The 22,198-nt window shown below is 65.7% G+C and carries 19 protein-coding genes and 1 pseudogene; 9 read left to right on the top strand and 11 right to left on the bottom strand.

What is annotated here, in order from left to right; genetic code table 11:
- Nucleotides 1-53: 53 nt before the first annotated feature.
- From RID11_RS15825 to RID11_RS15815, 3 genes and pseudogenes are all read right to left on the bottom strand, one after another.
- Nucleotides 54-1,478: a carnitine 3-dehydrogenase gene (locus RID11_RS15825; RefSeq protein WP_350140901.1), complete on the bottom strand. Its 1,425-nt coding sequence runs from the start codon at nucleotides 1,476-1,478 to the stop codon at nucleotides 54-56.
- Between the two features lie 188 nt (nucleotides 1,479-1,666).
- A pseudogene (locus tag RID11_RS15820) lies at nucleotides 1,667-2,572 on the bottom strand (beta-keto acid cleavage family enzyme); the annotation flags it as partial.
- 69 nt (nucleotides 2,573-2,641) lie between these two features.
- The gene (locus RID11_RS15815) at nucleotides 2,642-3,925 is read right to left on the bottom strand and encodes a hypothetical protein (RefSeq protein ID WP_350140899.1); all 1,284 of its coding nucleotides are present in this window, start codon (nucleotides 3,923-3,925) and stop codon (nucleotides 2,642-2,644) included.
- 140 nt (nucleotides 3,926-4,065) lie between these two features.
- Between RID11_RS15815 and RID11_RS15810 the strand changes: the two genes are divergently transcribed.
- Complete coding sequence (locus tag RID11_RS15810; RefSeq protein ID WP_350140896.1) at nucleotides 4,066-4,728, top strand: transglycosylase SLT domain-containing protein; 663 nt, start codon at nucleotides 4,066-4,068, stop codon at nucleotides 4,726-4,728.
- A 42-nt stretch (nucleotides 4,729-4,770) separates the two neighbouring features.
- A complete protein-coding gene (locus RID11_RS15805; RefSeq protein ID WP_350140894.1) occupies nucleotides 4,771-5,673 on the top strand; it encodes an EamA family transporter in 903 nt (300 codons plus the stop codon).
- Nucleotides 5,674-5,691: 18 nt separating this feature from the next.
- Here the strand turns inward: RID11_RS15805 and RID11_RS15800 are convergent, their stop codons facing one another.
- The 5 genes from RID11_RS15800 to RID11_RS15780 form a co-directional block, all read right to left on the bottom strand.
- Nucleotides 5,692-6,072 (bottom strand): hypothetical protein, encoded by a 381-nt coding sequence (locus RID11_RS15800; protein ID WP_350140892.1) that lies wholly within the window; start codon nucleotides 6,070-6,072, stop codon nucleotides 5,692-5,694.
- 88 nt (nucleotides 6,073-6,160) lie between these two features.
- On the bottom strand, nucleotides 6,161-7,420 hold the full coding sequence (locus tag RID11_RS15795; protein ID WP_350140890.1) for a glycerate kinase type-2 family protein: 1,260 nt from the start codon (nucleotides 7,418-7,420) through the stop codon (nucleotides 6,161-6,163).
- Between the two features lie 80 nt (nucleotides 7,421-7,500).
- Entirely contained in the window at nucleotides 7,501-8,178 is a 678-nt protein-coding gene (gene pdeM, locus RID11_RS15790) for a ligase-associated DNA damage response endonuclease PdeM (protein ID WP_350140888.1), read from the bottom strand.
- Nucleotides 8,179-8,237: 59 nt separating this feature from the next.
- The gene (locus RID11_RS15785) at nucleotides 8,238-10,643 is read right to left on the bottom strand and encodes a ligase-associated DNA damage response DEXH box helicase (RefSeq protein WP_350140886.1); all 2,406 of its coding nucleotides are present in this window, start codon (nucleotides 10,641-10,643) and stop codon (nucleotides 8,238-8,240) included.
- 275 nt (nucleotides 10,644-10,918) lie between these two features.
- Nucleotides 10,919-11,143 carry a DUF1127 domain-containing protein gene (locus RID11_RS15780; RefSeq protein ID WP_350140884.1) on the bottom strand — a complete coding sequence of 75 codons (225 nt, stop codon included), beginning with the start codon at nucleotides 11,141-11,143 and terminating at the stop codon, nucleotides 10,919-10,921.
- Nucleotides 11,144-11,517: 374 nt separating this feature from the next.
- Here RID11_RS15780 and RID11_RS15775 point away from each other — a divergent pair, with 374 nt between their 5' ends.
- Nucleotides 11,518-12,012 carry a L,D-transpeptidase family protein gene (locus tag RID11_RS15775; RefSeq protein WP_350140882.1) on the top strand — a complete coding sequence of 165 codons (495 nt, stop codon included), beginning with the start codon at nucleotides 11,518-11,520 and terminating at the stop codon, nucleotides 12,010-12,012.
- 273 nt (nucleotides 12,013-12,285) lie between these two features.
- Here RID11_RS15775 and RID11_RS15770 read toward each other — a convergent pair whose 3' ends face one another.
- Nucleotides 12,286-12,939, bottom strand: coding sequence for a YggS family pyridoxal phosphate-dependent enzyme (locus RID11_RS15770; protein WP_350140880.1), 654 nt, complete (start codon nucleotides 12,937-12,939; stop codon nucleotides 12,286-12,288).
- Nucleotides 12,940-13,077: 138 nt separating this feature from the next.
- On the opposite strand from RID11_RS15770, the gene RID11_RS15765 reads away from it, so the two are divergent.
- Nucleotides 13,078-13,557 carry a DUF3576 domain-containing protein gene (locus RID11_RS15765; protein ID WP_350140878.1) on the top strand — a complete coding sequence of 160 codons (480 nt, stop codon included), beginning with the start codon at nucleotides 13,078-13,080 and terminating at the stop codon, nucleotides 13,555-13,557.
- Here RID11_RS15765 and RID11_RS15760 read toward each other — a convergent pair.
- Complete coding sequence (locus RID11_RS15760) at nucleotides 13,539-14,177, bottom strand: cation efflux transmembrane domain-containing protein (RefSeq protein WP_350140877.1); 639 nt, start codon at nucleotides 14,175-14,177, stop codon at nucleotides 13,539-13,541. The two genes, RID11_RS15765 and RID11_RS15760, sit on opposite strands and share 19 nt — an antisense overlap.
- Nucleotides 14,178-14,251: 74 nt before the next feature.
- On the opposite strand from RID11_RS15760, the gene RID11_RS15755 reads away from it, so the two are divergent.
- Entirely contained in the window at nucleotides 14,252-14,689 is a 438-nt protein-coding gene (locus tag RID11_RS15755; RefSeq protein WP_350140875.1) for a MerR family transcriptional regulator, read from the top strand.
- Nucleotides 14,690-15,052: 363 nt separating this feature from the next.
- Here RID11_RS15755 and RID11_RS15750 read toward each other — a convergent pair whose 3' ends face one another.
- Entirely contained in the window at nucleotides 15,053-16,291 is a 1,239-nt protein-coding gene (locus RID11_RS15750; RefSeq protein ID WP_350140873.1) for a glycosyltransferase, read from the bottom strand.
- Nucleotides 16,292-16,442: 151 nt separating this feature from the next.
- Here RID11_RS15750 and leuS point away from each other — a divergent pair, with 151 nt between their 5' ends.
- The 4 genes from leuS (at nucleotide 16,443) to RID11_RS15730 (ending at nucleotide 21,948) form a co-directional block, all read left to right on the top strand.
- On the top strand, nucleotides 16,443-19,118 hold the full coding sequence (leuS, locus tag RID11_RS15745; protein ID WP_350140871.1) for a leucine--tRNA ligase: 2,676 nt from the start codon (nucleotides 16,443-16,445) through the stop codon (nucleotides 19,116-19,118).
- Nucleotides 19,105-19,596 carry an LPS assembly lipoprotein LptE gene (gene lptE, locus RID11_RS15740; RefSeq protein WP_350140869.1) on the top strand — a complete coding sequence of 164 codons (492 nt, stop codon included), beginning with the start codon at nucleotides 19,105-19,107 and terminating at the stop codon, nucleotides 19,594-19,596. Before leuS ends, lptE begins: the two co-directional genes overlap by 14 nt.
- A complete protein-coding gene (holA, locus tag RID11_RS15735) occupies nucleotides 19,593-20,618 on the top strand; it encodes a DNA polymerase III subunit delta (protein WP_350140867.1) in 1,026 nt (341 codons plus the stop codon). The genes lptE and holA overlap by 4 nt, the downstream gene beginning before the upstream one ends.
- A gap of 190 nt (nucleotides 20,619-20,808) precedes the next feature.
- Entirely contained in the window at nucleotides 20,809-21,948 is a 1,140-nt protein-coding gene (locus RID11_RS15730; protein ID WP_350140865.1) for a hypothetical protein, read from the top strand.
- Nucleotides 21,949-22,198: the final 250 nt, after the last annotated feature.

Raw genomic sequence — 22,198 nt, 5'->3', positions numbered from 1 at the left:
GAGCGTGAAACGCAATGGGTGGATCGCTGTAGTCACGCGCTTGTCACCGGGGATTAGCCGGATGTGAGCGGCGTGAGCCCCTGATGCGCGGCGGCGAGTTCTTCAACCTTTGCAAGAATATCTGCTCTTGGGTCGCAGCTACGCCGGGTGTCGAGTCCGACATGAATCATCAGTTGATCGCAGGTTGCCAGCAGCGTGCCATCCGCCTTGCGCCGCATCTCGTGCCAGCAGCGCAGTTTCTTGCCGCTGCCCTCGGTGATCCGGGTCTGCACCTCGACGCGCTCGCCCGCGTGGGTTTCGGCCAGAAAACGCAGCCCGGTCTCGACCGTGAAATAGCTGTGTCCGGCGGCGATGTAATCGGGGCCCGCGCCGACATGATTGAGCACCGCGTCGGCGGCGTCCGAGAAGATCTGCCCGTAGCGCCCCTCGTTCATGTGGCCGTTGCGGTCGGTCCAGTCGACGGGGATGACGCGATCTTGGGTGCGCAGCGGGCGGTCCTGTGGGGCCTTGGGTCGTGATAGCTGCGCGTGATGGGCATTGATCAGCCGCCCGGCGGCGTTGCCCTGCTGGCGCAGGGCGCGCATCATCGCGATCAGGTTGTTGTCGCGCTTGCGCTCCAGCTGGCGGATCGAGAGGTGGCCGGATTGTGCGTCGGATTGATCGGCGATGCGCTGCGCCAATTCGTCGGTCATCTCGGGCACGTCCATCAGCTTGGTCCAGGGCCAGGCGAGGGCGGGGCCGAACTGGTCGATGAAATGCTTCATACCCGCCTCGCCACCGGCGATGCGATAGGTCTCGAAGAGGCCCATCTGCGCCCATCTGAGGCCGAAACCCATGCGGATCGCGTCGTCGATTTCGCCTGTCGTGGCGATGCCGTCATGCACCAGCCAGAGCGCCTCGCGCCAGACCGCTTCGAGCAGGCGGTCGGCGATATGGGCGTCGATCTCGCGGGTGAGATGCAGCGGGTGGAGGCCGAGTGCGGTCAAGGTCTCCTGCGCGCGGGCGACGAGGCCTGGGTCATTCGCGGGGCTGGTGACGAGTTCCACGAGGGGCAGCAGGTAGACCGGGTTGAACGGGTGGGTGACGACGATCTGTTCGGGGTGCGTGGCGCAGCTCTGCAACTCGGACGGTTTGAAGCCCGAGGTCGACGAGCCGATCACCGCGCCCGGGTCGCAATGTTCCTGGATGGTCTGGAAAACCTTGCGCTTGAGCGCGAGGCGTTCGGGCACGCTTTCCTGGATCCACGCGGCCCCTGCTACGGCTTCGGACATGGTGGGATGAAAGGAGAGCCGCCCCTCGTCGGGCAGGGCCGTGTCGTAAAGCATGGGAAGCGCGTGACGGGCATTGTCCAGCACTTCGCCGATCTTGCGCGCGGCCTGCGGGTCAGGATCGAACACGCGCACATCCCAGCCGTTGAGCAGAAAGCGCGCGGCCCATCCACCGCCGATCACGCCACCGCCGATGATCGCCGCCCTCATGTCGCAGAAGCCTTGCGATAGCGATTACGCTGCAAGAGCGGCCAAGCGTCCTCATAGGGCATGATGTCTTCATGTTTAGAGCGCCAGTGTGCGTCTATTCCGTCCCAGCCATTCCCTTTGAATACATGACCGCATTCCGGGCAAACTTTCTTCCCAGCAGTCGAGTTTGACGACGAAGACGAGGAACCGGGCGCTCTCTTAGTCAGGCCCAGCTTGTCACGCACCTCGTCTGGTCCGAGCACCCGGGCACCGAGACGCTCTATGATCTCTGCCGCGCGTTCGACAAGCTGGGCGTTGGTGGCGGGCACGCCGCGGTCGAGCATCAGGTTATCCTCAAGCCCTACGCGCACATGGCCGCCTGCGAGGACCGAGGCGGCGACGTAGGGCATCTGGTGCCGCCCGAGACCGAAGGCGGAAAAGGTCCAACCGTCGGGCACGTTGTTGACCATTGCCATGAAGGTGCCCATGTCATCGGGCGCGCCCCAGGGCACACCCATGCAAAGCTGTACGAGCGCATCGGGGGCGAGCACGCCATCGGCGACAAGCTGCTTGGCACACCACAGGTGGCCGGTATCAAACGCCTCGATCTCGGGCTTGACGCCGAGATTGGTCATCATCCGGCCCATGGCCTGCAACATGCCGGGCGTGTTGGTCATCACGTAGTCGGATTCGGCGAAATTCATCGTGCCGCAATCGAGGGTGCAGATCTCGGGCAGGCAGTCGGCGATATGGGCGACGCGTTCACTGGCGCCGGCCATGTCGGTGCCTGCCTGATTGGGGGGCAGCGGGTGTTCGACGCCGCCAAAGGTGATATCGCCGCCCATCCCGGCGGTGAGGTTCAGCACCACGTCGGTGGCGCTGTCGCGGATGCGCTCGGTCAGTTCACGAAAGAGCGCGGGGTCACGGGAGGGTGCGCCGGTCTCGGGGTCGCGCACGTGGCAATGCACGATGGCCGCCCCCGCCTGTGCTGCCGCGATGGCGCTGTCGGCGATCTGCTGCGGCGAGCGGGGGACATGCGGGCTGCGGTCCTGTGTGGCGCCCGAGCCGGTGACGGCGCAGGTGATGAAAACCTCGCGATTCATGGTGAGTGGCATTGGTGTCCCCTGCTTGATCGGCCGTTGTCGGGCCGATCAATGCATGTTTCACCGGGGCGGACAAGGCGATCAGAGGGCAGGCAGCCGATACATGCCCGCGCTGGAAAAGGCGATCGAGGTGCCGTCGGCAATCTCTTCTGCGAAGCGCTCGGCGATCACCCGCAAGGCTGCCTGCCGCCCGCGCGCGACGAGGGCGCGGCGCGAGGGCAGGGCCGGGGTCAGGCCCGGGCTGAGCAGGGTTTGCGACCAGATCAGCGGGTGCAGTTCCTGCAGGTGGTTTTCCAGCAGCCAGTCGAGACAGCCATGGATGCGGGCGCGGGTGGCCTCTTGTGCGGCGGGGAGGCGGGACTTGCCGCTCTTCGGTGCCATGATCAGCCCGCAGAACGCGGCCAGCTGGTTGATCACATGCTGATTGTGCCGCCGGGCCACGATGTCGCGCAGACCGTCGGTGAAAAACTCGGCTTCGAGCCGGGTGAGCGCGCCCGGATCACGGGCGAGCGCGTCGAGATAGACCCAGGCATAGCCGCCGGTCCCCCAGACATCCTGCGTGCGCGACGCTGTGCGCCGCGCCTCGAGATCAAGGCTTTCGTAATCGCCGTAGCGGGCTGGAAGGAGTGCCTCGCCAAGGGCGCGCATGTGGCGCGGCGTGTCGGGGTCCAGATCGATCAGCGTGGCGTAATCATCAGCCACGCGCAGGCGCGGCGTGGGGCGTGCGGCCAAAAGCGCGCATTGCGCGGCTGCGAGCGATGGCGCGTCGAGATCGGACCCGTCGAAGGGGCTGAGCAGATCCTCGGCCCGTTTGAAATGCTCCAGAAAGCGCGCTTCATGGTGAGTTGCAGTCTGCTCCGTCGCCGTCGCGCGCCAGGCAAGGCCGATATCCACATGGGCGAGGGCGAGCACGAGCGCCATCGGGTAACTGTCCGGCAGGTCGGCGCGAATCTCCTCAAGGGCGTCGATGCCGTCGCCGTCGGGCTCTGCGCCATCATGCAGCGCGTCTTCGGCGGCGCTGACCACATCGGCGCGTGCGCCGTAGGCCAAAAGCCCGGTTGCCGCCTCGCCACCCGGCGTGCGCAAACGCGCGGAATCGGCGTATTCGATGATCTCTGCCAGGTCTTCCCACTGTTCCTGACGGGCGAATTTCTGACCTTTATCCTGATGCGTGGCACGGGCCATTTCCTCGTCGGTGACGGGGAGCGCGGGCAACAGGATGCGCTTGGTCAGACTGTCGATGTCCAGCTCCGGCTTGCGCCCGAACAGACCGGTCAGACCATCCAGCAGCCGGGCAAGGCCAGGACGGCTCGACTTGGCGCTGTCGGAGATGGGTTCCGGTGGGGCAAGCGGGTCGAATGTCATGGTGTCTCCGGGAACTTTGATCCGAAACAGATTGCCGCTGCATTTCGACCAAAAGAGGGCGAGCCTTTGGTGATGGCGGGGAATTGCGCAGCGGGCCGGATAAGATTGCCAAACCCCGCATCCTGCGGCAAACTCTGCCGATGAAATGCGTTCTGGTCCTTTTTTGTCTGGTGTTCTGGCCTTCCCTTGCCCTGTCGGAGGTGGCGCAGGCCGTGAGTGTACCGCCGCCGCAGGCTGCGCGTGACGGCAATATTCCGCGCACCCGGTGGGAACATCAGCCGCAAGGCGCGCTTTGGACGCGCAGTGCGCTGTCGGCGCTCAAGGCGCATGGGGCGGCGCTGGTCGAGCGGGTGCCGCGTGATATCGCGGAGTGGTGCCCGGCCTATCCGCAGGCGGCAGAGCGGGGGCGGCGCGCCTTTTGGGTCGGCTTTCTGTCGGCGCTTGCCAAGCATGAAAGCACGTATAATGCGCGGGCTGTCGGTGGTGGCGGGCGGTGGCATGGGCTGTTGCAGATCCTTCCCGCCACGGCGCGTGGCTATGGCTGTCGTGCGGGCGACGGTGCGGGGCTGCGGCATGGCCCCGACAACCTGTCCTGTGCGATCAGGATCATGGCGTTTACCGTGCCGCGCGACGGGGTCGTCTCGGAGGGCATGCGCGGGGTGGCTGCCGATTGGGGGCCGCTGCACAGCCGCGCGAAGCGTGAGGATATGAAACGGTGGCTGCGAGGGCAGAGCTATTGCAAGCCGCTGTCGGCGGTGCGCCCGCGGCCACGGCCGGACCAAGTCGCGCGGATGGCCGAGTAGCACAGCGCTGGTCAAGACGCGCGATCCGTTGCATGACGGGGCATGGAAGCCTGGATCATCCTCTCGGTTGCGGCGGCGGCGTTTCAGACGCTGCGGTTCATGCTGCAAAAGCATCTCAGCATGGGAGCGCTGAGCGCCGGGGGCGCGACGCTGGCGCGGTTCTTCTATTCGGCGCCCTTCGTGGTGACGCTGGCGGTCGGATATCTCTGGGTTTCGGGGGCGGTCTGGCCCGGCTATACGCCGCTCTTCTGGGTCTATGCCGTGGCGGGCGGGTTGTCGCAGATCCTTGCCACCTGGTGCGTCGTGGCGCTGTTTTCCGAGCGAAATTTCGCCGTTGGGATCACCTTCAAGAAAACCGAGGTGGTGCAGACCGCGGTCGTGGGGCTTGTGGTGCTTGGCGACCGCATCACCATCTGGGGGGTCGGGGCGATCATGCTGGGCCTTGTGGGCGTTTTGATCCTGTCGGACACGCCGGTGCTGGAGGGGCGGTGGTGGCGGCGTTTCGCCAATCGCGCGGCGTTTCTGGGGCTGGCGTCGGGGGCGTTCTTTGCGGTCTCGGCGGTGGGCTATCGCGGCGCGACGCTGGAGATCGCGAGCGCCGATCCGCTGCTGCGCGCCGGGCTGTCGCTGGCGGTGGTCACGATGATGCAGGCGGTGGCGCTGACACTGTGGCTGATATGGCGCGAGCCGGGGCAGGTGGGGCGCGTGATCGCGGCGCGGCGCACGGCCGTCTGGATGGGGCTGACCGGCATGGCCGGAAGCCTGTGCTGGTTCACCGCCTTCACGCTGGAGAACGCGGCGATGGTGTTTGCCGTGGGGCAGGTCGAGGTGATCTTTTCGCTCTTTGCCTCGGTGCTGTTTTTCGGTGAGCGGATCACCCGGCGCGAAGGCTGGGGGATTGCGTTGATTACGTTGTCGGTGATTGCGGTGGTGCTGTTGCGGTGACGGGCGGCGGGTGGCCGGTCACTCGATCTGGCGTCCCGCTTGCACGGTGAACGGCTCCAGCCGGTCGCCATTGACCCAGGCATAGCCGTCCGCATCGGTGCGGACCATGGCGTAGGGCGTCCAGCCAGTGCTGCGCCACCAGCTTTCGTAGTCATTGGTTTCGCCGTTCACCCGCCACTGGCCGTTCTCGACCCGGCCCTCTTCGGAGGTATAGACGGTGGTGCCGTCGCTATCGAAATACTGGCGATAGCCGGTGCCTGACCATGTACCGGTGATCGTGTTGCCAGCCAGAAGCGTCTCGATTTCCGAGGCGGTCAGCCGGACGGTGTCGGCGGTGGCGGGCGAGGTCGCGGCCAACATCGCCGACATCGCGGCGGCGATCAGGATACGGCGTCGCATGTGTTAACTCCCTTGAACGTGAGATCAAGTATTGCAAAGCGGTGTACCGATTGCGACTCGAATCTTGTCTCTAAGGGATGACGCAGCGTCAGGCGGGCGTGATCAGGATGGCGCGAAAATCGTTCACATTGGTCAGGGTCGGGCCGGGAACGACCTGATCGTCAAGGGCTGCGAAGAAGCTGTGCGCGTCGTTCCGGTCAAGGGCGCGCTGCGGGTCGGCGCCGCATTCCGCAGCACGTGCGAGCGTGCGCGGGTGGATCACGGCGCCGGCCACCTCGGCCGCGCCATCGACGCCGTCGGTATCGCAGGCGATGGCGTGAATGCCCGGTGCGCCATCCAAGGCAAGCGCCAGTGCGAGCGCGTATTCGGCATTGGGCCCGCCCACGCCGTCGCCGCGCCGCGTCACCGTCAATTCGCCCCCGGACAAGAGCAGCACGGGGGCCGCATCGGGGGCGAGCGCGGCCTGAACGGCGCGCGCCTCGGTGGCGTGGTCGCGCGCCACCTCACGGGCCTCGCCTTCCAGCGCGTCGCCCAGGCTGCGCACCTCGATGCCTTCGGCGCGGGCGATTTCGGCGGCGGCCTCGAGCGATTGGGCGGGGGCGGCGTAGATCACGTTATCGACCTTTGACAGGCGTGGATCACCCGGGGCGATCACCCCGGTCCCCGCGTCCAGCACTGCCTGCGCCGAGGCGGGCAGGTCGATGCCGTAAGCCGCCACGATCTGCCGCGCGTCTTCGGGTGTCGAGGGCTCGCCCACGGTGGGGCCGGAGCCGATCATCGCCGGGTCGTCGCCCGGCACGTCCGAGATCATCAGCGCCAGCATCCGGGCAGGGTATGCGGCGGCGGCCAGTTGCCCGCCTTTCACCCGGCTGAGATGCTTGCGCAGCAGGTTCATCTTGCCGATCGGTGCGCCCGAGGCCAGCAGGGCGGCGTTGACGGCCTGTTTTTCCGTGAGGGTCATCGCGCCTGCGGGCTGTACCAGCAGCGATGAGGCCCCACCCGAGATCAGCGCCAGCACCATGTCCGCCTCGCCCAGCCCCGCGACGAGATCGAGCATACGTGCAGTGGCCTGCATGCCTGACGTATCGGGCACCGGGTGCGCGGCCTCGACGATCTCGGTCCCCGCGCAGGGCCGCCCGTAGCCGTATCGCGTGATCACCAGCCCCTCGCAGGGGCCGTAGACGGCCTCCACCGCCTCGGCCATGCGCGCGCTGGCCTTGCCCGCGCCGATCACCACCAGCCGCCCCTCGGGGCGTTGCGGCAGATGCGCGGCGAGGCTTTGCATCGGGTCGGCCACGGCCACGGCGCGCTCGAACATCGCGCGCAGGAGGGGCAGGGGGTCGGTCATCGGCGTGGTCCTTTGGGGGGTGCGGTCCTGCGCACATTAGGCAGCGGCCCCGGCCCTTGCAACCGGATGCGGGGCGGGTGTCAGCGGCCCGCCGAGCGGCGGGGCATCGGCACCGCATGCAGCATCGGGCCGGTGAGCACCGCGAGTGCCTCGTCGCGCATCAGCCCTGTAAAGGCCGGATCATCGCTCCAGAGCCCGCCGGTATAGGTACCGTAGGCGGGCAGAATCACCCGGTCGCTGTCAATCAGGAAGGCCGGGCGGCTGAGGCTGCGACCGCGCAGGGCAAGCCGCGCCTTGGGGTGGTAATGGCCTGAGATCTCGCCCGATTGCCGGGCCCGGGCGATGTGGCGAAAGACCAGCGGCGGGCTGGGCAATTCGGCCATATGCGCGCCGCCCAGATCCACCGGGCCAGGATCGTGATTGCCCTCGATCCAGACCCAGCGACGCCCGGCCTGCAGCTTGGCGATCCAGAGCTTTTCGGCGTCGGGGAGGGCGTAGGCAGCGGCGGCATCGTCGAAACTGTCGCCAAGGCAGATCACGGTTGCGGCCCCGGTGCGGCGCAGGTCCTCTTCCAGCCGGGTGAGGGTATCGCGCGTCTCGTAGGGGGGCAGGGGCGGCTCACCCAGACGGGCGCGGCGCTCGGACTTGCCAAGGTGCAGGTCCGACACGCAGAGCAGGTTGCGCGCCTCCCAGTAGAGCGCGCCCGAGGGCAGGGCCGTAAGCGCAGCGCCCGCAAGGGTAAAACTGTAGCCATCCATGCCGCATTGGTGGCCTGTGCCGTGGAGAATGGCAAGGCCGGTCATCGCGCCGGATCGATCTATGCCAGCCCTGCCGCCTCCATCAGCCGGGCGCTTTCCTCGGCCAAGAGGCGCTCTTGTGCTGCGCCCTCGACCGGTGTGCGCCCCGCTTCGAGGAAGAGCGGGGCCGCAAGCGGGCTGACGCGCTTGAGGCGGCGCAGGGTGATCCGGCCATTGATGCGGTCCAGCATCTCCTCGATGCGGCCGAAATCGACCAGACCGCGCATCGCCTCGGCCTTGGTGATGTCCAGCAGCAGGTGGCCGGGGTCGTATTTTACCAGCGCGTCATAGAGGATATCCGACGACATCGTGGTCTGACGGCCATTCTTGCGCGCCTGCGGGCTGTTACGCTGAATGAGGCCCGCGATGGTGGCCGAGGCGCGGAAGGTGCGTTTCATCACCGCGTTGCCCATCAGCCAGCTTTCGAGCCCGTCGCGCAGGGCGTCGCGGGCAAAGATCGGGGCGGCATCGGTCAGCGGCTCCAGCCCCCAGATCAGCGTCGCGTAATCGGTCGAGACGAAGCCCAAGGGGGCGAGGCCCTCTTCCTCCATCCGTTTGGTGACCAGCAGGCCAAGCGTCTGCATCGCGTTGCGGCCCGCAAAGCCGTAGATGCAGACATGCTCGCGCCCCTCATGCGGAAAGCTCTCGATCAGCAGGCGCCCCGCCTGTGGCATTTCCGAAAGGCTGCGCTGCAACTCCAGCCAGTCGCGGATATGGGCGGGCAGGTCGGGCCAGTCGGGTTGATTGAGGATCGCGAGAATGCGTTCAGAGAGTTGCGTCGAGGTGGCGAATTTGGTGCCCATGAAGGTGGCGATTTTTGGCGTGCGCCCAGGGTCGCGGCTGACCTCGACGACCATTTCGCGCAGGGATTCGAAGCGCACGATCTGACCGCCGATCAGGAAGGTGTCGCCGGGGTTGAGCGAGGCGGCAAAGCCTTCCTCGATCTCGCCCAGGGGCTTGCCGCCGCGCGCCCGGCGCATCCGAACCTTGAGCGTGTCGGTGTCCTGAATCGTGCCGATATTCATGCGGATGAGGCGCGGGCTGCGCGGGTCGCGCAGTTGCCAGAGCCCGTCGGGGCGCTGCTTCAGCCGCTGCCATTGGTCATAGGCCCTGAGCGCATAGCCCCCGGTGGCGCAAAAATCGAGACAGTCGTCGAATTCTGTGCGCGTGAGCGTGGTATAGGCCCCGGCGGAGGCGACCTCGGCATAGAGATCACCCGCATCAAACGGCCCGGCACAGGCGCGGATCAGGATATGCTGGCACAGCACGTCACGCGGGCCCGGCCCCCGCGGCGCGCCATCGAGGTCGCGATCCTTGACGGCCTGCAACGCGGCGAGGCATTCCACCACCTCGAACCGGTTGGCGGGCACCAGAAGCGCCTTGGACGGCGCGTTGTAGCGGTGATTGGCCCGCCCGATCCGCTGCACGAGGCGTTTGACGTTCTTCGGTGCGCCGACCTGAATGACCAGATCGACATCGCCCCAGTCGAGCCCCAGATCGAGGCTGCCGGTGCAGACCACGGCGCGCAACTCGCCGCGCACCATCGCGCCCTCGACCCGCTCGCGTTGCGCGCGGTCAAGGCTGCCGTGATGGATGCCGATTGGAAGCGCGTCCTCGTTGGCGAGCCAGAGGTTGTGAAAGAAGATCTCGGCCTGCGCGCGGGTGTTGTGAAAGATCAGCGTGGTCTTGTGGCGGCGCACCTGATCGAGCACCGCGGGGATTGCATAGGCGGCCCCGCCGCCGGACCACGGCGGTGCCTCGGCCGTCTCCAGCATGGCGATATCGGGATCGGGCCCGGGATCGGCGTGCAGGATATCGCAGGGATGGTCGCGATGCGCCATGAAGCGGGCAAGCGCGGGCGGGTCTTCCACCGTCGCCGATAGCCCGACGCGGCGCATCTCGGGGCAAAGCACCTGCAATCGCGCGAGTGCCAGCATCAGCTGATCGCCGCGTTTCGATTCGGCTAAGCTGTGCACCTCGTCCACCACCACGCGTTTTAGCCCGGCAAAGATGCGCGGTGCGTCCTCGTAGGAGGTCAGCAGCGCAAGGCTCTCGGGGGTGGTGAGCAGGATATGCGGCGGATCGGCGCGTTGGCGGCGTTTGGCGTGCGATGAGGTGTCGCCGGTGCGATCCTCGATCCGGATGGCGAGGTCCATCTCTTCGACCGGACGCGTGAGATTGCGCCGGATGTCCGCCGCCAGTGCCTTCAAGGGGGAGATATAGAGCGTGTGCAACCCGGCGTGATCGCCTTGCGCCAGATCGGCCAGCGTCGGCAGGAACCCCGCCAGCGTCTTGCCGCCGCCGGTGGGCGCAATGAGCAGCGTCGCGGGGTCATCGGCGCGCGCCAGCATCTCGGCCTGATGCGGGTGCAGCTGCCAGCCGCGGGCGGCGAACCAATGATCGAGGGGGGCGGGCAGGGTGCGCATGTCGGGCAATCTAGGCGCGCGGGCGGGCAAAGCAAAGCGGCAGGGAAGGTGGGGCCAAGGTTTGCGTCAGACAACAAAAAACGGCGGCACCAGGGAGGAGGAGAGGTGCCGCCGTTTCCTGTACGTCGGGCCCCAGGGAGGAGGAGGGGGGCCTTTCGCAAACTATCGGGATCAAGTGATCCCTATGTCCGGTCCCGAGCTTCAGGGAGGAGGAGAGAAGCCCGTTACCGTAGCAGATGCATCAGGGAGGAGGAGAGATGCATCCGATTCTGTTGTTACGACCAGTGGCCGTAGACCGCGTCATGGGCGACGCGCTTGATTTCGCTGCGATGCATGCCCAGATCCGACAAGTCACGCGCGGTGAGGTCTTGCAGTTCGCGCAGCGTGCGACGATACATGCGATAATCGGCAAGCCGCTGCACTGCAGCATAGACTGCGGCACTCAGGTCCTCGCCGAGAATGTGCAGAGCCGAGCGGCGCATGTGGATCGTGGTTGGCATCGTTCGTATCCTTGCGGATGTATTCGTTTCATCAGGCGTCGCGGTTCGTTTCGCCTTTGTTGAGTTTAAAATAACGCGTTTCTGCATCTGCACAATACCCCGGATAAGCAATGCTGCTATGCAGCAAATGCATATGAAAAAGGTGACGTAAGGTTAGGCAATCGCTGGATTTTATGGTCAATTCGGGGATGAATGGTGCCGATCGGTGATGGGGTTGCCACCTTTGCGGGCAGATGCGCTGAAGGAGTGGGCAGAATGAACATGTGCGAAAGTGAGAGGCGGCGGGTGGTCCGGGTGCGCTGCGCCGATGTCGGCACCCCGGTCGGGGCGGTCGGTAAGCCGCCGGAGAGGGAATCGGTGTCCGGGGATGTCGCATGAGCCCGCATGACATGGTGCTCACGCCCATGGGGCTGCGGTTTCAGGGGCGGTGCTATCCCTGCACGATCGGGCGTGGCGGTCTTGCCACGGACAAGCGCGAGGGCGACGGGGCGACGCCGCGTGGTGCGCATCGCATTGTCGGTATGCTCTACCGGCCCGACCGCATGACGCGGCCGGCCGATTGGGCGCTGCCGATCCGCCCGGGTGATCTGTGGTCGGATGATCCCGGCGACGAGGATTACAACCTCATGGTGCGTGCGCCTTATGCGCATAGCCACGAGGCGTTGCGCCGGGCCGATCCGCTTTATGATCTGGTGATCGTGACAGATTGGAACTGGCCAAGGGCCAAGCGCGGGCGCGGATCATGCATTTTCATCCATCGTTGGCGCAGGCCGGGTTATCCGACGGCGGGATGTATCGGACTGCGGCCGGATCATCTGCGCCGGGTCGCGGCGGCGATCCGCTACGAGACACGGCTGATTGTAAGGTGAGTGCGGGGTAGAGGGGTGGCCTCGAGAGGACCTTGGATCAAAGCACCCGCGCGATACGCGGTCGAAGACCGCCGCGCATCGACGGGCCGCCCCGACGGCACGGCGATTTGGCTGCAACCTGCTCTGCGCTCTGATGTTTTTCGGGCTTGGCTGATATAAAGCGCTACAAAACTGACGTTGGATCGCCACACCGCGGCCCGTCGATGCGCGGCTCACGTCAATGTTCGCTCGAGGCCAGAACCGTCACCACGCCCTCTCGCCGGTAGCGTGGCGTTAGTCGTAATCGCGGTCTCCGAAGATGGCCGATCCGACGCGCACATGCGTCGCACCAAGCGCGATCGCCTGTTCGAAGTCGCTGCTCATCCCCATCGACAGGCCTTCGAGCCCGTTGCGCGCTGCCATCTTGGCAAGCAGGGCAAAATGCAGACTCGGCTCTTCGTCGACAGGGGGAATGCACATCAGACCGCGCAGGGGCAGGTCGAGCCTGCGGCATTCGGCCACGAATGCCTCCGTGTCGGCAGGCAGGATGCCCGCCTTCTGCGGCTCTTCGCCGGTGTTGACCTGAATGAAAAGATCAGGGCAGGCCCCGATCTCCTGTGCCAGACGTGCAAGTGTGTTGGCCAGTTTCGGGCGGTCCAGCGTGTGGATCTCCTGAAAGAGGTCCATCGCCTGTCGCGCCTTGTTGGTCTGCAATGGCCCGATCAGATGCAGCCTGATTCCGTCATAGTGATCGCGAAAGCCGGGCCATTTGCCGGCCGCCTCCTGCACCCGGTTCTCGCCGAAGACGCGGTGGCCTTCGCGCAGCACCGCCTCGATCCGTTCGTTGGGCTGGACCTTGGAGACGGCGATCAGTTCGATGCTTTCGGGCGCGCGTCCTGCGTCCTCTGCGGCTTTGCGCAGCCGCGCCTTGATCTCTTGCAGCCCCATGATGACTCTCCCGGCGGATAACCTGCTGAGTGCATGCCACAGTGCGCCCCCCGCGCACAAGTGTGCGGATCGGCGCAAACGGCTTGCCCATGTCGCCACGCTTGGATAGTAGGGGTGGAAACAATCTCGGACGGTGCCATGACCCATTCGCGTATCAAACTGGCCGGAATATCGGCGGCTTGCCTTGTTTTCCTGAGCGCCTGCAGTGCGTTTCAGAATGCCAGGTACGACCCCGAGGCAACGCGTGTGAAGGGCGGCCGCGAGGCCAGGCCCGCCCCCGGCGATGGCTCGCTCCTTGATGCGTTTCGCGGGGCCAAGGACACCGTCAAGGTCAACCGATTCCTCTGGTCCGCGTCGCTTCAGGTGCTCGACTTCCTGCCTGTCGAGGCCGCTGATCCCTTTACCGGCGTGATCAGCACGGGTTATGGCACACCGCCGGGCGGCGGTCAGGCCTATCGCGCGACGATCCTGATCAGCGATCCGGCGCTTGATGCGCGGTCGCTGAACGTGGCGCTGCAATCGCGCCGCGGGCCGGTCGATGCCGCCACCGAACGTGCGGTCGAGGATGCCATTCTCAACCGGGCGCGGCAGTTGCGCATTCAGGCCGCCCGGTTCTGATCCCCAAGGGCGGCGCCACGCCGCTCTTGCAAGGATTGCCGGATGATTTGCACCGACGAGTTGACGAAGAGCGCGGCCATCAGCCCGGCCACGATCAGGTCGGGCCAGCCGGTGCCGCTGCCCCAGACCCCGAGGGCCGCCAGCATCACCGCCACGTTGCCGATGGCGTCATTGCGCGAACATAGCCAGACCGAGCGCACATTGGCATCGCCATCCTTGTAGGCCATCAGCAAGAGCACGCTTACCACGTTCGCCGCGAGCGCAAGAAACCCGATCAGCCCCATGATCTCGGCCTCGGGTACGCCGATGTAAAGTACGCGGTAGAGCGTGGTACCGAGCACCCAGACCCCCATCGCCATCAGGCTCAGCCCCTTGAAAAGCGCTGCCGTTGCGCGCACTCGCAGGGACATGCCGATCACGGCCAGCGACAGTCCGTAGGTCAGCGCATCGCCAAGAAAATCGAGCGCATCGGCCTTGAGTGCCTGGGATTGCGCGGCCTGACCGGCGCTCATCTCGATCGCGAACATCGCCGCGTTGATTGCGATGACCAGCCAGAGCCGCCGCTTGTAGGCCGCCGACACGCCCTCGAACCGCACATCGTGGTCACAGCATCCCGCCATTCCGGAGCCTCCTTTGCATCTTGCCTGAGGGACATGTAATCTCTCTAGCGACTAGAGCTTCAAGAGGAGGCGCGATGTTTTTCTCGATTGGCGATCTTGCGCGGCGGACCGGTGTCAAGGTGCCTACGATCCGCTATTACGAGCAGCGCGGGCTGCTTGATGCGCCGTTGCGCAGCGCGGGCAATCAGCGGCGCTATGGGCAGGCGGAACTGGAGCGGCTTCGCTTCATCCGTCATGCCCGCGATCTGGGATTCTCGCTCGGTGCGATCTCGGGGTTGATCGAATTGCAGGACCACCCCGACCGGTCCTGCGAGACCGCAACGCGCATCGCGCAGGATCAGCTTGACGCCGTCCGTCAGAAAATCCGCCGGTTGCGCGCGCTGGAGGCAGAGTTGGCGCGGATCACCGATGGCTGCACCGGTGCAGGCGTCTCTCGCGAATGCTATGTGCTGGCCTCGCTTGCCGACCACGAGTTGTGCGAGCATGATCACGCGCCGGTGGATGGAGTATGAGCTACTCTTGCGGGACTGGATCGGTGTGGTGGTAAGGGTGGTATTTGTCGAAACATAAGCGTGGCTGATGGGGCGTGTTTGGACTGTTGCGGACATCCGATTGAAGCACCCTGCGCGAAACGCGGCCGAAGGCCGTCGCGCATCGCCGGGCCGCCCCCCGGCGCGGCGATTTGGCTGCAACCTGCTCTGCGCTCTGATGTTTTTCGGGCTTGGCTGATATAAAGCGCTACAAAACTAAGGTTGGCTCACCGCACCGCGGCCCGCCGTTGCGCGGCTCACGGCAAGGGCAACTCAAGGCCAAAAGCGTCCCCTTGCCGAATCCCCCGGACGCAGTTGCGGTTAAGGCCGCGATGGGTGCCCGCCTCACGCCTCGGCCACCTCGCTCACCCACGCCACCTGACGCGGCAGGCAGATGGTTTGCAGATCGTAGCGCGCGCGGATCAGGTCGCGGGCTGCCACCCCCAGACGGTGCCGCGCGGCCTCATCCTCCAGCAGCGCGCAGACCTCGCCCACAAGTGCTGCACCGTCGAAGAAATCCACCAGCCGCCCGGTCTCGTCATGGGTGATCACCTCGCGCACCGGCGCGGTATCGCCGGCGACAATGGCTGCGCCACAGCTCATCGCCTCCATCAGCGACCAGCTGAGCACGAAGGGATAGGTGAGGTAGACATGCACCCGACTAACCTGCAACAGGCGCAGAAAGCGGTCATAGGGGATGCGCCCAAGGAAATGCACGCGCGCCCAGTCGGCGTCTGAAATCTGCCCGCGCACCTCGTCGATGAAGATCTGTTTCCAGGTCTGTCCCTTGGGCGGGCGCGCACCATAGCTCACCTCGTCGCCGCCGACGATCAGCACGCGGGCCTTTGGCCGCTCGCGCAACAAGCGCGGCAGGGCGCGCATGAAGATATGATAGCCGCGATAAGGCTCGAGGTTGCGATTGACGAAGGTGATCACCTCGTCGTCGCGGGTGAGGGTGCCCGCGCCCTCGACCTCTAGCCGGACATCGCGCAGGGGGCAGGCGGTGAGCGTGTCGATGCCGTCATGGCTGACGGTGATGCGACCGCGGAAGGGTTTCGGAAAGGTGTCGGCCTGAAACCGGGTCGGGCTGATCCCGGCATGGCCCTGATCGAAATGCAGGTGGTTGTTGAGGTTCTTGAGCCGGATGCGCAGGGCCTCGGTCTCGGGCGTCTTGCTGGCGAATTCCGGATCGAAGTTGAGATGTGGCCAGCCAGCCAGATGGAAAAGTTCGCAATAGAGCCCCATGCGCGCCTCGGGCCAGACATCGCGCAGGAAGAGCGATTCGCCCCAGCCGGGATGCGCAAGGATGAGATCGGGCACATAGCCTTTGTCACGCAGTTGCCGCGCGGCGTGATAGCACGCCTCGCCGCGCGTTACCTTGGTGTCGAGATCGACCAGCCAGGGGTGCAACTTTTGCCCCTCGCGCTTGGGCAGGGTGTAGGGGACCACGCGCACCCCCTGCCATGTGGTGGCCGCCTTCACCCGCAGCGTCAGCGCCACGCAGTGATGCCCCTGCCGGGCGAGAAGCGGGGCCAGATGCTTGTACTGGCCGGGAAAATTCTGATGGATGAAAAGGATCTTCACGGATATGCCTGTCTGGTGCCCCTCAGGTGCTTATACGCGTGCAATACCAGACCCGCAAAGCCCCGCATTTTTGTTAGCGGAGGCTGGACCATGCCCACACAAGCGCCTATCACCCCTTCCAACATCTGACAGAGCAAGAGAGGCCCGGCCCATGTCGCGCTATTCGCCCGCCGAGATAGAAAAAACCTGGCAAGAAAAATGGCAGGAGGCGGATATCTTCCGCGCCCGCCGGGATGAGGCCAGACCGAAATATTACGTGCTGGAAATGTTCCCCTATCCGTCGGGGCGCATCCACATGGGCCACGTGCGCAACTATACGATGGGCGACGTGGTGGCACGCTACAAGATCGCGACCGGGCATAACGTGTTGCACCCGATGGGCTGGGACGCCTTCGGCATGCCCGCCGAGAACGCCGCGATGGCGAGCGGAGGCCACCCCAAGGACTGGACCTATGCCAACATCGCCACCATGCGCGACCAGATGAAGCCCCTGGGACTGAGCATCGACTGGAGCCGTGAATTCGCGACCTGTGATCCCGAATATTACGGCCAGCAACAGGCGCTGTTCCTCGATTTCCTCGAAAAAGGGCTGGTTTATCGCAAGAACGCGGTGGTGAACTGGGACCCTGTGGACATGACCGTGCTTGCCAATGAGCAGGTGATCGACGGCAAGGGCTGGCGCTCGGGCGCGGAGGTGGAGCGGCGCGAGTTGACGCAATGGTTCTTCCGCATCTCGGACTTTTCCGAGGAGTTGCTGGAGGCGCTCGATGGCCTCGACGACTGGCCCGCCAAGGTGCGGACCATGCAGGAAAACTGGATCGGCAAGTCGCGCGGGCTGCAATTCGCCTTTGGCCTCAATGACGGCCCCGACGGGCATGACCGGGTGGAGGTCTACACCACGCGCCCCGACACGTTGATGGGGGCGTCCTTCATCGGGATTTCGCCCGATCATCCGCTGGCGCGCCAACTGGAGCGCGAGCGCGAGGATGTGGCGGCGTTCTGCGCCGAGGCGCGCAAGGGCGGCACCACCGCCGAGGCGATTGAAAAGGCCGAGAAGCTGGGCTTTGATACCGGCCTGACCTGCCGCCATCCGTTTGATACCGCTTGGGAGTTGCCCGTCTACATCGCCAATTTCATCCTGATGGATTACGGGACCGGCGCGATCTTTGGCTGCCCCGGCCACGATCAGCGTGACCATGATTTTGCGCGCAAATACAGCCTGCCGATCATCGACACCTTTCTGCCGCTTGACGCGGAGCACGACATTCAGGCCGCGCCTTACGTGCCGCTCAAATCCGAGCGGGTGCGCTATACGCGACTGGTGGCGGGGGAAGTGGCGGGGGAAGAAGAGCAAACCGGCGAGGCGGGCGTCGAGGCGGCGATCGAGTTCTGCGAGAAGAATGGCGTGGGGCAGGGCGTGACCAAGTTCCGCCTGCGCGATTGGGGCCTCAGCCGTCAACGCTATTGGGGCTGTCCCATTCCGGTGGTGCATTGCGACGCCTGCGGCGTGGTGCCCGAGAAGAAAGAGAACCTGCCGGTGCAACTGCCCTATGACGAGGGCGGCACGCCGATTGATTTCTCTATCCCCGGCAACCCGCTCGACCGGCATCCCACATGGCGCGATTGTGCCTGCCCCGCCTGTGGTGCGCCCGCCCGGCGCGAGACCGACACGATGGATACTTTCGTGGATTCGAGCTGGTATTACGCCCGCTTCACCGCGCCCCATGCGACGACGCCCACGGACATGGCCGAGGCGGAATACTGGATGAACGTGGACCAGTATATCGGCGGGATCGAGCATGCGATTTTGCATCTGCTTTATTCGCGGTTCTTCGCCCGGGCGATGCGGATTTGCGGGCATCTGCCGGAAAAGGCGATCGAGCCGTTTGACGCGCTCTTCACGCAAGGCATGGTGACGCACGAGATTTACCAGACGCGGGATGCCAAGGGCCGCCCGGTCTATCACTTGCCCGAGGAGGTCGAAAAGGTAACTTTCGAGGACAAGAGCGTATACGTCCTGAAATCCGCGTTGACCGAACGTGGCTGGGAAAATGGTGACAGCAACATTAGAGAAGCAATTGCAAAAAGCTTTGTCTCTTTTCCTCACTACGGCGTTGATGTCATCCCCTCCGCCAAGATGTCGAAATCCAAGAAGAATGTGGTCGATCCCTCGACCATCATCGCGGAATACGGGGCCGATACCGCGCGCTGGTTCGTCCTGAGCGACAGCCCGCCCGAGCGGGACGTGGAATGGACCGCCTCGGGCGCCGAGGCGGCGCATCGGCATCTGAGCCGGGTTTGGCGCATCGCGTCCGAGATCGCGCAGAGCCCCGTCGAGGCCGCGCCCGAAGCCGATGAGGCGCTCCTGCGCGAGATGCACAAGACCATCGACGAGGTGACCAAGGGGGTGGACAGTTTCGGCTTCAACGCGGCCATCGCGCGGCTTTACGCCTTTACCAACACGCTGGCGAAATCGCAGGCGGGGCAGGCGGCCAAGACCACCGCCGCGCGCACGCTGGCGCAGCTGATGTCGCCGATGACGCCGCATCTGGCCGAGGATGTCTGGGCAATGCTGGGCGGCGCGGGGCTGGTGGCCACCGCGCCCTGGCCCAAGGCAGACCCCGCCATGCTGATCGACGACACCGTGATCCTGCCCATCCAGATCAACGGCAAACGCCGGGGCGAGCTGTCGCTGCCCGCGGATATGGACAAATCCGAGGTTGAAAAAGCCGCGCTCGCGCATGAAGCTGTGCAAAAGGCCCTGAATGGGGGTCAGCCCAAGAAGGTGATCGTGGTGCCGGGACGGATCGTGAATGTCGTCGTATAGCCGCCGCCTGCTGCTTGCTGCGGGGCTTGCCTTGCTGACGGCTTGCGGCTTTGCACCCGCCTATGCGCCGGGGGGCGCAGGGGCTGCGCTGATGGGGCAGGTGGAGGTGAGCGAGCCGGAGACGCGGGCGGGTTACCTGCTGACCCGTGAGCTTGAGGGCCGTCTGGGCCGGGCCCCTGCGGCACGCTATGAACTGCGACCCGCGATCCGCCTTGTGACCGAGGCGATTGCCATCGACCGCAGCAACGTCGCATCACGGTTCAACATGCTGGGGCGGGTCGAGTATGCGCTGATCGACCGGCAGACCGGCCTGACCGTGACCAGCGGATCGGTCGACAGCTTTACCGCCTTTTCGGCCACCGGCACGCCGGTGGCGACACAGGCCGCAGAGCGCGATGCCGAGGTGCGGCTGATGACAATCCTCGCCGATCAGCTTGTGACCCGTCTGCTGGCGACTGTACCCGACGCGGCGCAATGAAGCTGAGCGCGCGCGATGCGGCCCGTTATTTCGCCAAGCCCGAGGCGCATCGCACGGGGCTGTTGATCTATGGTGCCGACGCGATGCGGGTGGCGCTGAAACGGCAGCAGGTGATCGCGGCGCTGCTTGGCCCCGACGCCGAAGAGGAGATGCGCCTGACCCGGATGTCCGGCGGCGACCTGCGCAAAGACACCGCCCGGCTGATCGACGCGGTCAAGGCGCAGGGGTTCTTTCCCGGCCCGCGCGCGGCCTTTGTCGAGGACGCCAATGATACCGCCGCCGACGCGATTTTGGCCGCGCTGAGCGACTGGCGGGAGGGCGATGCGCAGATCATCGTCACCGCAGGCCAACTCAAGGCCACCTCGAAGATCCGCAAGGCGTTCGAGGCGCATCCCAATGCCTATGCCGTTGGAATTTATGACGAACCGCCCTCGCGCGAAGAGATCGAGCGGGTGCTGGGAGAGGCCGGTCTGCGCGACATTCCCGGCCCGGTGATGGCCGATCTCACGGCGCTCGCCCGCGATCTCGACCCCGGCGATTTCCGGCAGACGATGGAGAAGCTGGCGCTTTACAAGCTGGGCGAGGATGGCCCGCTTTCGTCGGAGGATATCGCCGCCTGCGCGCCCGCCTCGACCGAGGCGGATCTCGACGACATCCTCAACATCGTGGCCGAGGGGCGGTCGGGCGAGATCGGCCCGGTGCTGCGGCGGTTGAAGGCGCAGGGGGTGCAGCCGGTGGGGCTGTGCATCGGGGCGACCCGGCATTTCCGGGCGCTCTACACGGCGGCCTCGGACCCCGGCGGGGCAGCGCAGGGCATCGCCCGGATGCGCCCGCCGGTCTTTGGCCCGCGCCGCGACCGGATGCTGCGGCAGGCGCAGGGCTGGGGGGCGGAGAAGCTGCAACAGGGGCTGACGATCCTCACCGACACCGATCTGCAACTGCGCTCGGCGGCGCAGCGGGCCCCCGAGATGGCGCTGATGGAACGGGCGCTCATCCGGTTGGCGATGCTCGCGGGGCGGTGAGGGGGGTGGGTTGGAAACCCACCCTACGGGCAGTGCGAATCAGGGTTAACGCATTGGAAAAGGGGAAGAGTCCGGGGCGGTATCGCGTCGGTATCCTGTCGGTATTGCGTCGGTGCGGAATTCGGTAGGGGCCGGGGTGAATGCAGCGTTCGGTGGACAGCGGGGCACGGGCGGGGCAGGGTTCGGGGTGATGAGTGATGGTGTGGACATAAACGACCGGGAGAGCCTCGAGGCGTGGCTGAAGGATCAGCCGCGCGAGGTGGCGGTGTGGATTGCATCGCGGGCAGCGGCGCGGGTGCTGCCGGTGTGGTGGGACGCCGTGCTGACCAAAGAGTGGGCGCGCAAACGTGATTTGACAGCTCTGCCGGTTTTGCGCAGCGTCTTGATATCGGCGGTTGCGGCTTTTGTACCAACTGACGATATCAGGGCCGCCGCCCACGCCGCCGCCGCCCACGCCGCCGCCGCCTACTCCGCCTACTCCGACGCCGCCTACTCCGCCGCCCACGCCGCCGCCGACGCCGCCTACTCCGCCGCCGCAGCCGCCGCCGCCGACGACGCCGCCTACTCCGCCGCCCACGCCGCCGCCGACGCCGCCTACACCGCCGCCTGGGTGGCCGTCAGGGCCGATGTGGGAAAGGTGGCGGAGGGCGACATTCCCGATGCCCTTGCGCTCTGGCCCGACGGGGCGGGGCCGCTGGCAAAAGACTGGGACCTGATCAAATCGCAACTCTCGCAATCGTCTGATGGGGCCGACTGGCAATTCTGGGTCGACTGGTATGACGCCCTGCTCGACGGTCGCCTGATGCTGGGGGATGCGGGGCGGACGTGGGAGATGCTGGAGAGGATTGCCCTCATCGACCCCGGGACGTGGGACAAGGGGCCGGAGGTGGTGAACCCGGTGATCCGGGGGATTTGGGAATTGCACCGCCTGCGCGCGGAGGTGGCGGCGCTGCAGGCCGAGAAGGCGGCGTTTCTGGCGGCGCGGGCCTCGGAGGTGCAGCGGGGTCATAATCAGCCGCCCGAGGGATTGGTCGATGACGCGCCGGAGGTGGCGTGGCAGATCACAATCATCTGGGATGGTTTGGACGAGGCGCGCGAAGAGTTGGAGCGGGACGCGCCGGACAAGGGCGTGTTGCGCGCCATAGCGGAGCAAATCTTGGCGGCGCTCAACGCGGTTGTCGCCTATTGTGGGAAGGTCGCGGATGCGGTGGTGATATCGGCTGCCAAGATTGGCGGCGGCGCGGTTGGCACGGCGGTGCTCGACCATGTGGTAAACAACGGGCGTCTGATGCAGTTTGCCAAGGACTTGCTCGCCTTTGGCGGCGGGTGATTGGCGCGGTGGGTTGGAACCCCACCCTACGCCGCCTGCATCGGGTGGGGTTCAAGTTCCCTCTTTGCGTACAAGCGTGTCATGGAATGGGGAGAGGTGTGGCCTGGAGTTGACGTTGATGTCTAGAACCCATGCGCGGAATCAAGGCGCGGAACGCGCCGCCGCGCAGCGCCCGACCGCCCCCCGGGCGGGCGCTTCTGCAACGTCATTACCCCGCGCAATCGTTGCAGTATTTGGCTGCCATAAAGCG

Origin of the sequence: Roseovarius sp. (assembly GCF_040219995.1) — a bacterium.
Classification (GTDB): Bacteria; Pseudomonadota; Alphaproteobacteria; order Rhodobacterales; family Rhodobacteraceae; genus Roseovarius.
The sequence above is the reverse complement of the archived record's forward strand: the minus strand, read 5'-3'. Positions and strand labels throughout refer to the sequence as shown.

Bases quoted from the DNA above. Each gene is read 5' to 3' on its own strand.
- RID11_RS15810 (WP_350140896.1), top strand. From the start codon at position 4,066: ATGAAATGCGTTCTGGTCCTTTTTTGTCTGGTGTTCTGGCCTTCCCTT.
- RID11_RS15785 (WP_350140886.1), bottom strand. From the start codon at position 10,643: ATGCGCACCCTGCCCGCCCCCCTCGATCATTGGTTCGCCGCCCGCGGC.
- holA (WP_350140867.1), top strand. From the start codon at position 19,593: ATGAAGCTGAGCGCGCGCGATGCGGCCCGTTATTTCGCCAAGCCCGAG.
- RID11_RS15815 (WP_350140899.1), bottom strand. From the start codon at position 3,925: ATGACATTCGACCCGCTTGCCCCACCGGAACCCATCTCCGACAGCGCC.
- pdeM (WP_350140888.1), bottom strand. From the start codon at position 8,178: ATGGATGGCTACAGTTTTACCCTTGCGGGCGCTGCGCTTACGGCCCTG.
- leuS (WP_350140871.1), top strand. From the start codon at position 16,443: ATGTCGCGCTATTCGCCCGCCGAGATAGAAAAAACCTGGCAAGAAAAA.
- RID11_RS15805 (WP_350140894.1), top strand. From the start codon at position 4,771: ATGGAAGCCTGGATCATCCTCTCGGTTGCGGCGGCGGCGTTTCAGACG.
- RID11_RS15780 (WP_350140884.1), bottom strand. From the start codon at position 11,143: ATGCCAACCACGATCCACATGCGCCGCTCGGCTCTGCACATTCTCGGC.
- RID11_RS15775 (WP_350140882.1), top strand. From the start codon at position 11,518: ATGAGCCCGCATGACATGGTGCTCACGCCCATGGGGCTGCGGTTTCAG.
- RID11_RS15755 (WP_350140875.1), top strand. From the start codon at position 14,252: ATGTTTTTCTCGATTGGCGATCTTGCGCGGCGGACCGGTGTCAAGGTG.
- RID11_RS15770 (WP_350140880.1), bottom strand. From the start codon at position 12,939: ATGGGGCTGCAAGAGATCAAGGCGCGGCTGCGCAAAGCCGCAGAGGAC.
- lptE (WP_350140869.1), top strand. From the start codon at position 19,105: ATGTCGTCGTATAGCCGCCGCCTGCTGCTTGCTGCGGGGCTTGCCTTG.
- RID11_RS15730 (WP_350140865.1), top strand. From the start codon at position 20,809: ATGAGTGATGGTGTGGACATAAACGACCGGGAGAGCCTCGAGGCGTGG.
- RID11_RS15800 (WP_350140892.1), bottom strand. From the start codon at position 6,072: ATGCGACGCCGTATCCTGATCGCCGCCGCGATGTCGGCGATGTTGGCC.
- RID11_RS15825 (WP_350140901.1), bottom strand. From the start codon at position 1,478: ATGAGGGCGGCGATCATCGGCGGTGGCGTGATCGGCGGTGGATGGGCC.
- RID11_RS15765 (WP_350140878.1), top strand. From the start codon at position 13,078: ATGACCCATTCGCGTATCAAACTGGCCGGAATATCGGCGGCTTGCCTT.
- RID11_RS15795 (WP_350140890.1), bottom strand. From the start codon at position 7,420: ATGACCGACCCCCTGCCCCTCCTGCGCGCGATGTTCGAGCGCGCCGTG.
- RID11_RS15760 (WP_350140877.1), bottom strand. From the start codon at position 14,177: ATGGCGGGATGCTGTGACCACGATGTGCGGTTCGAGGGCGTGTCGGCG.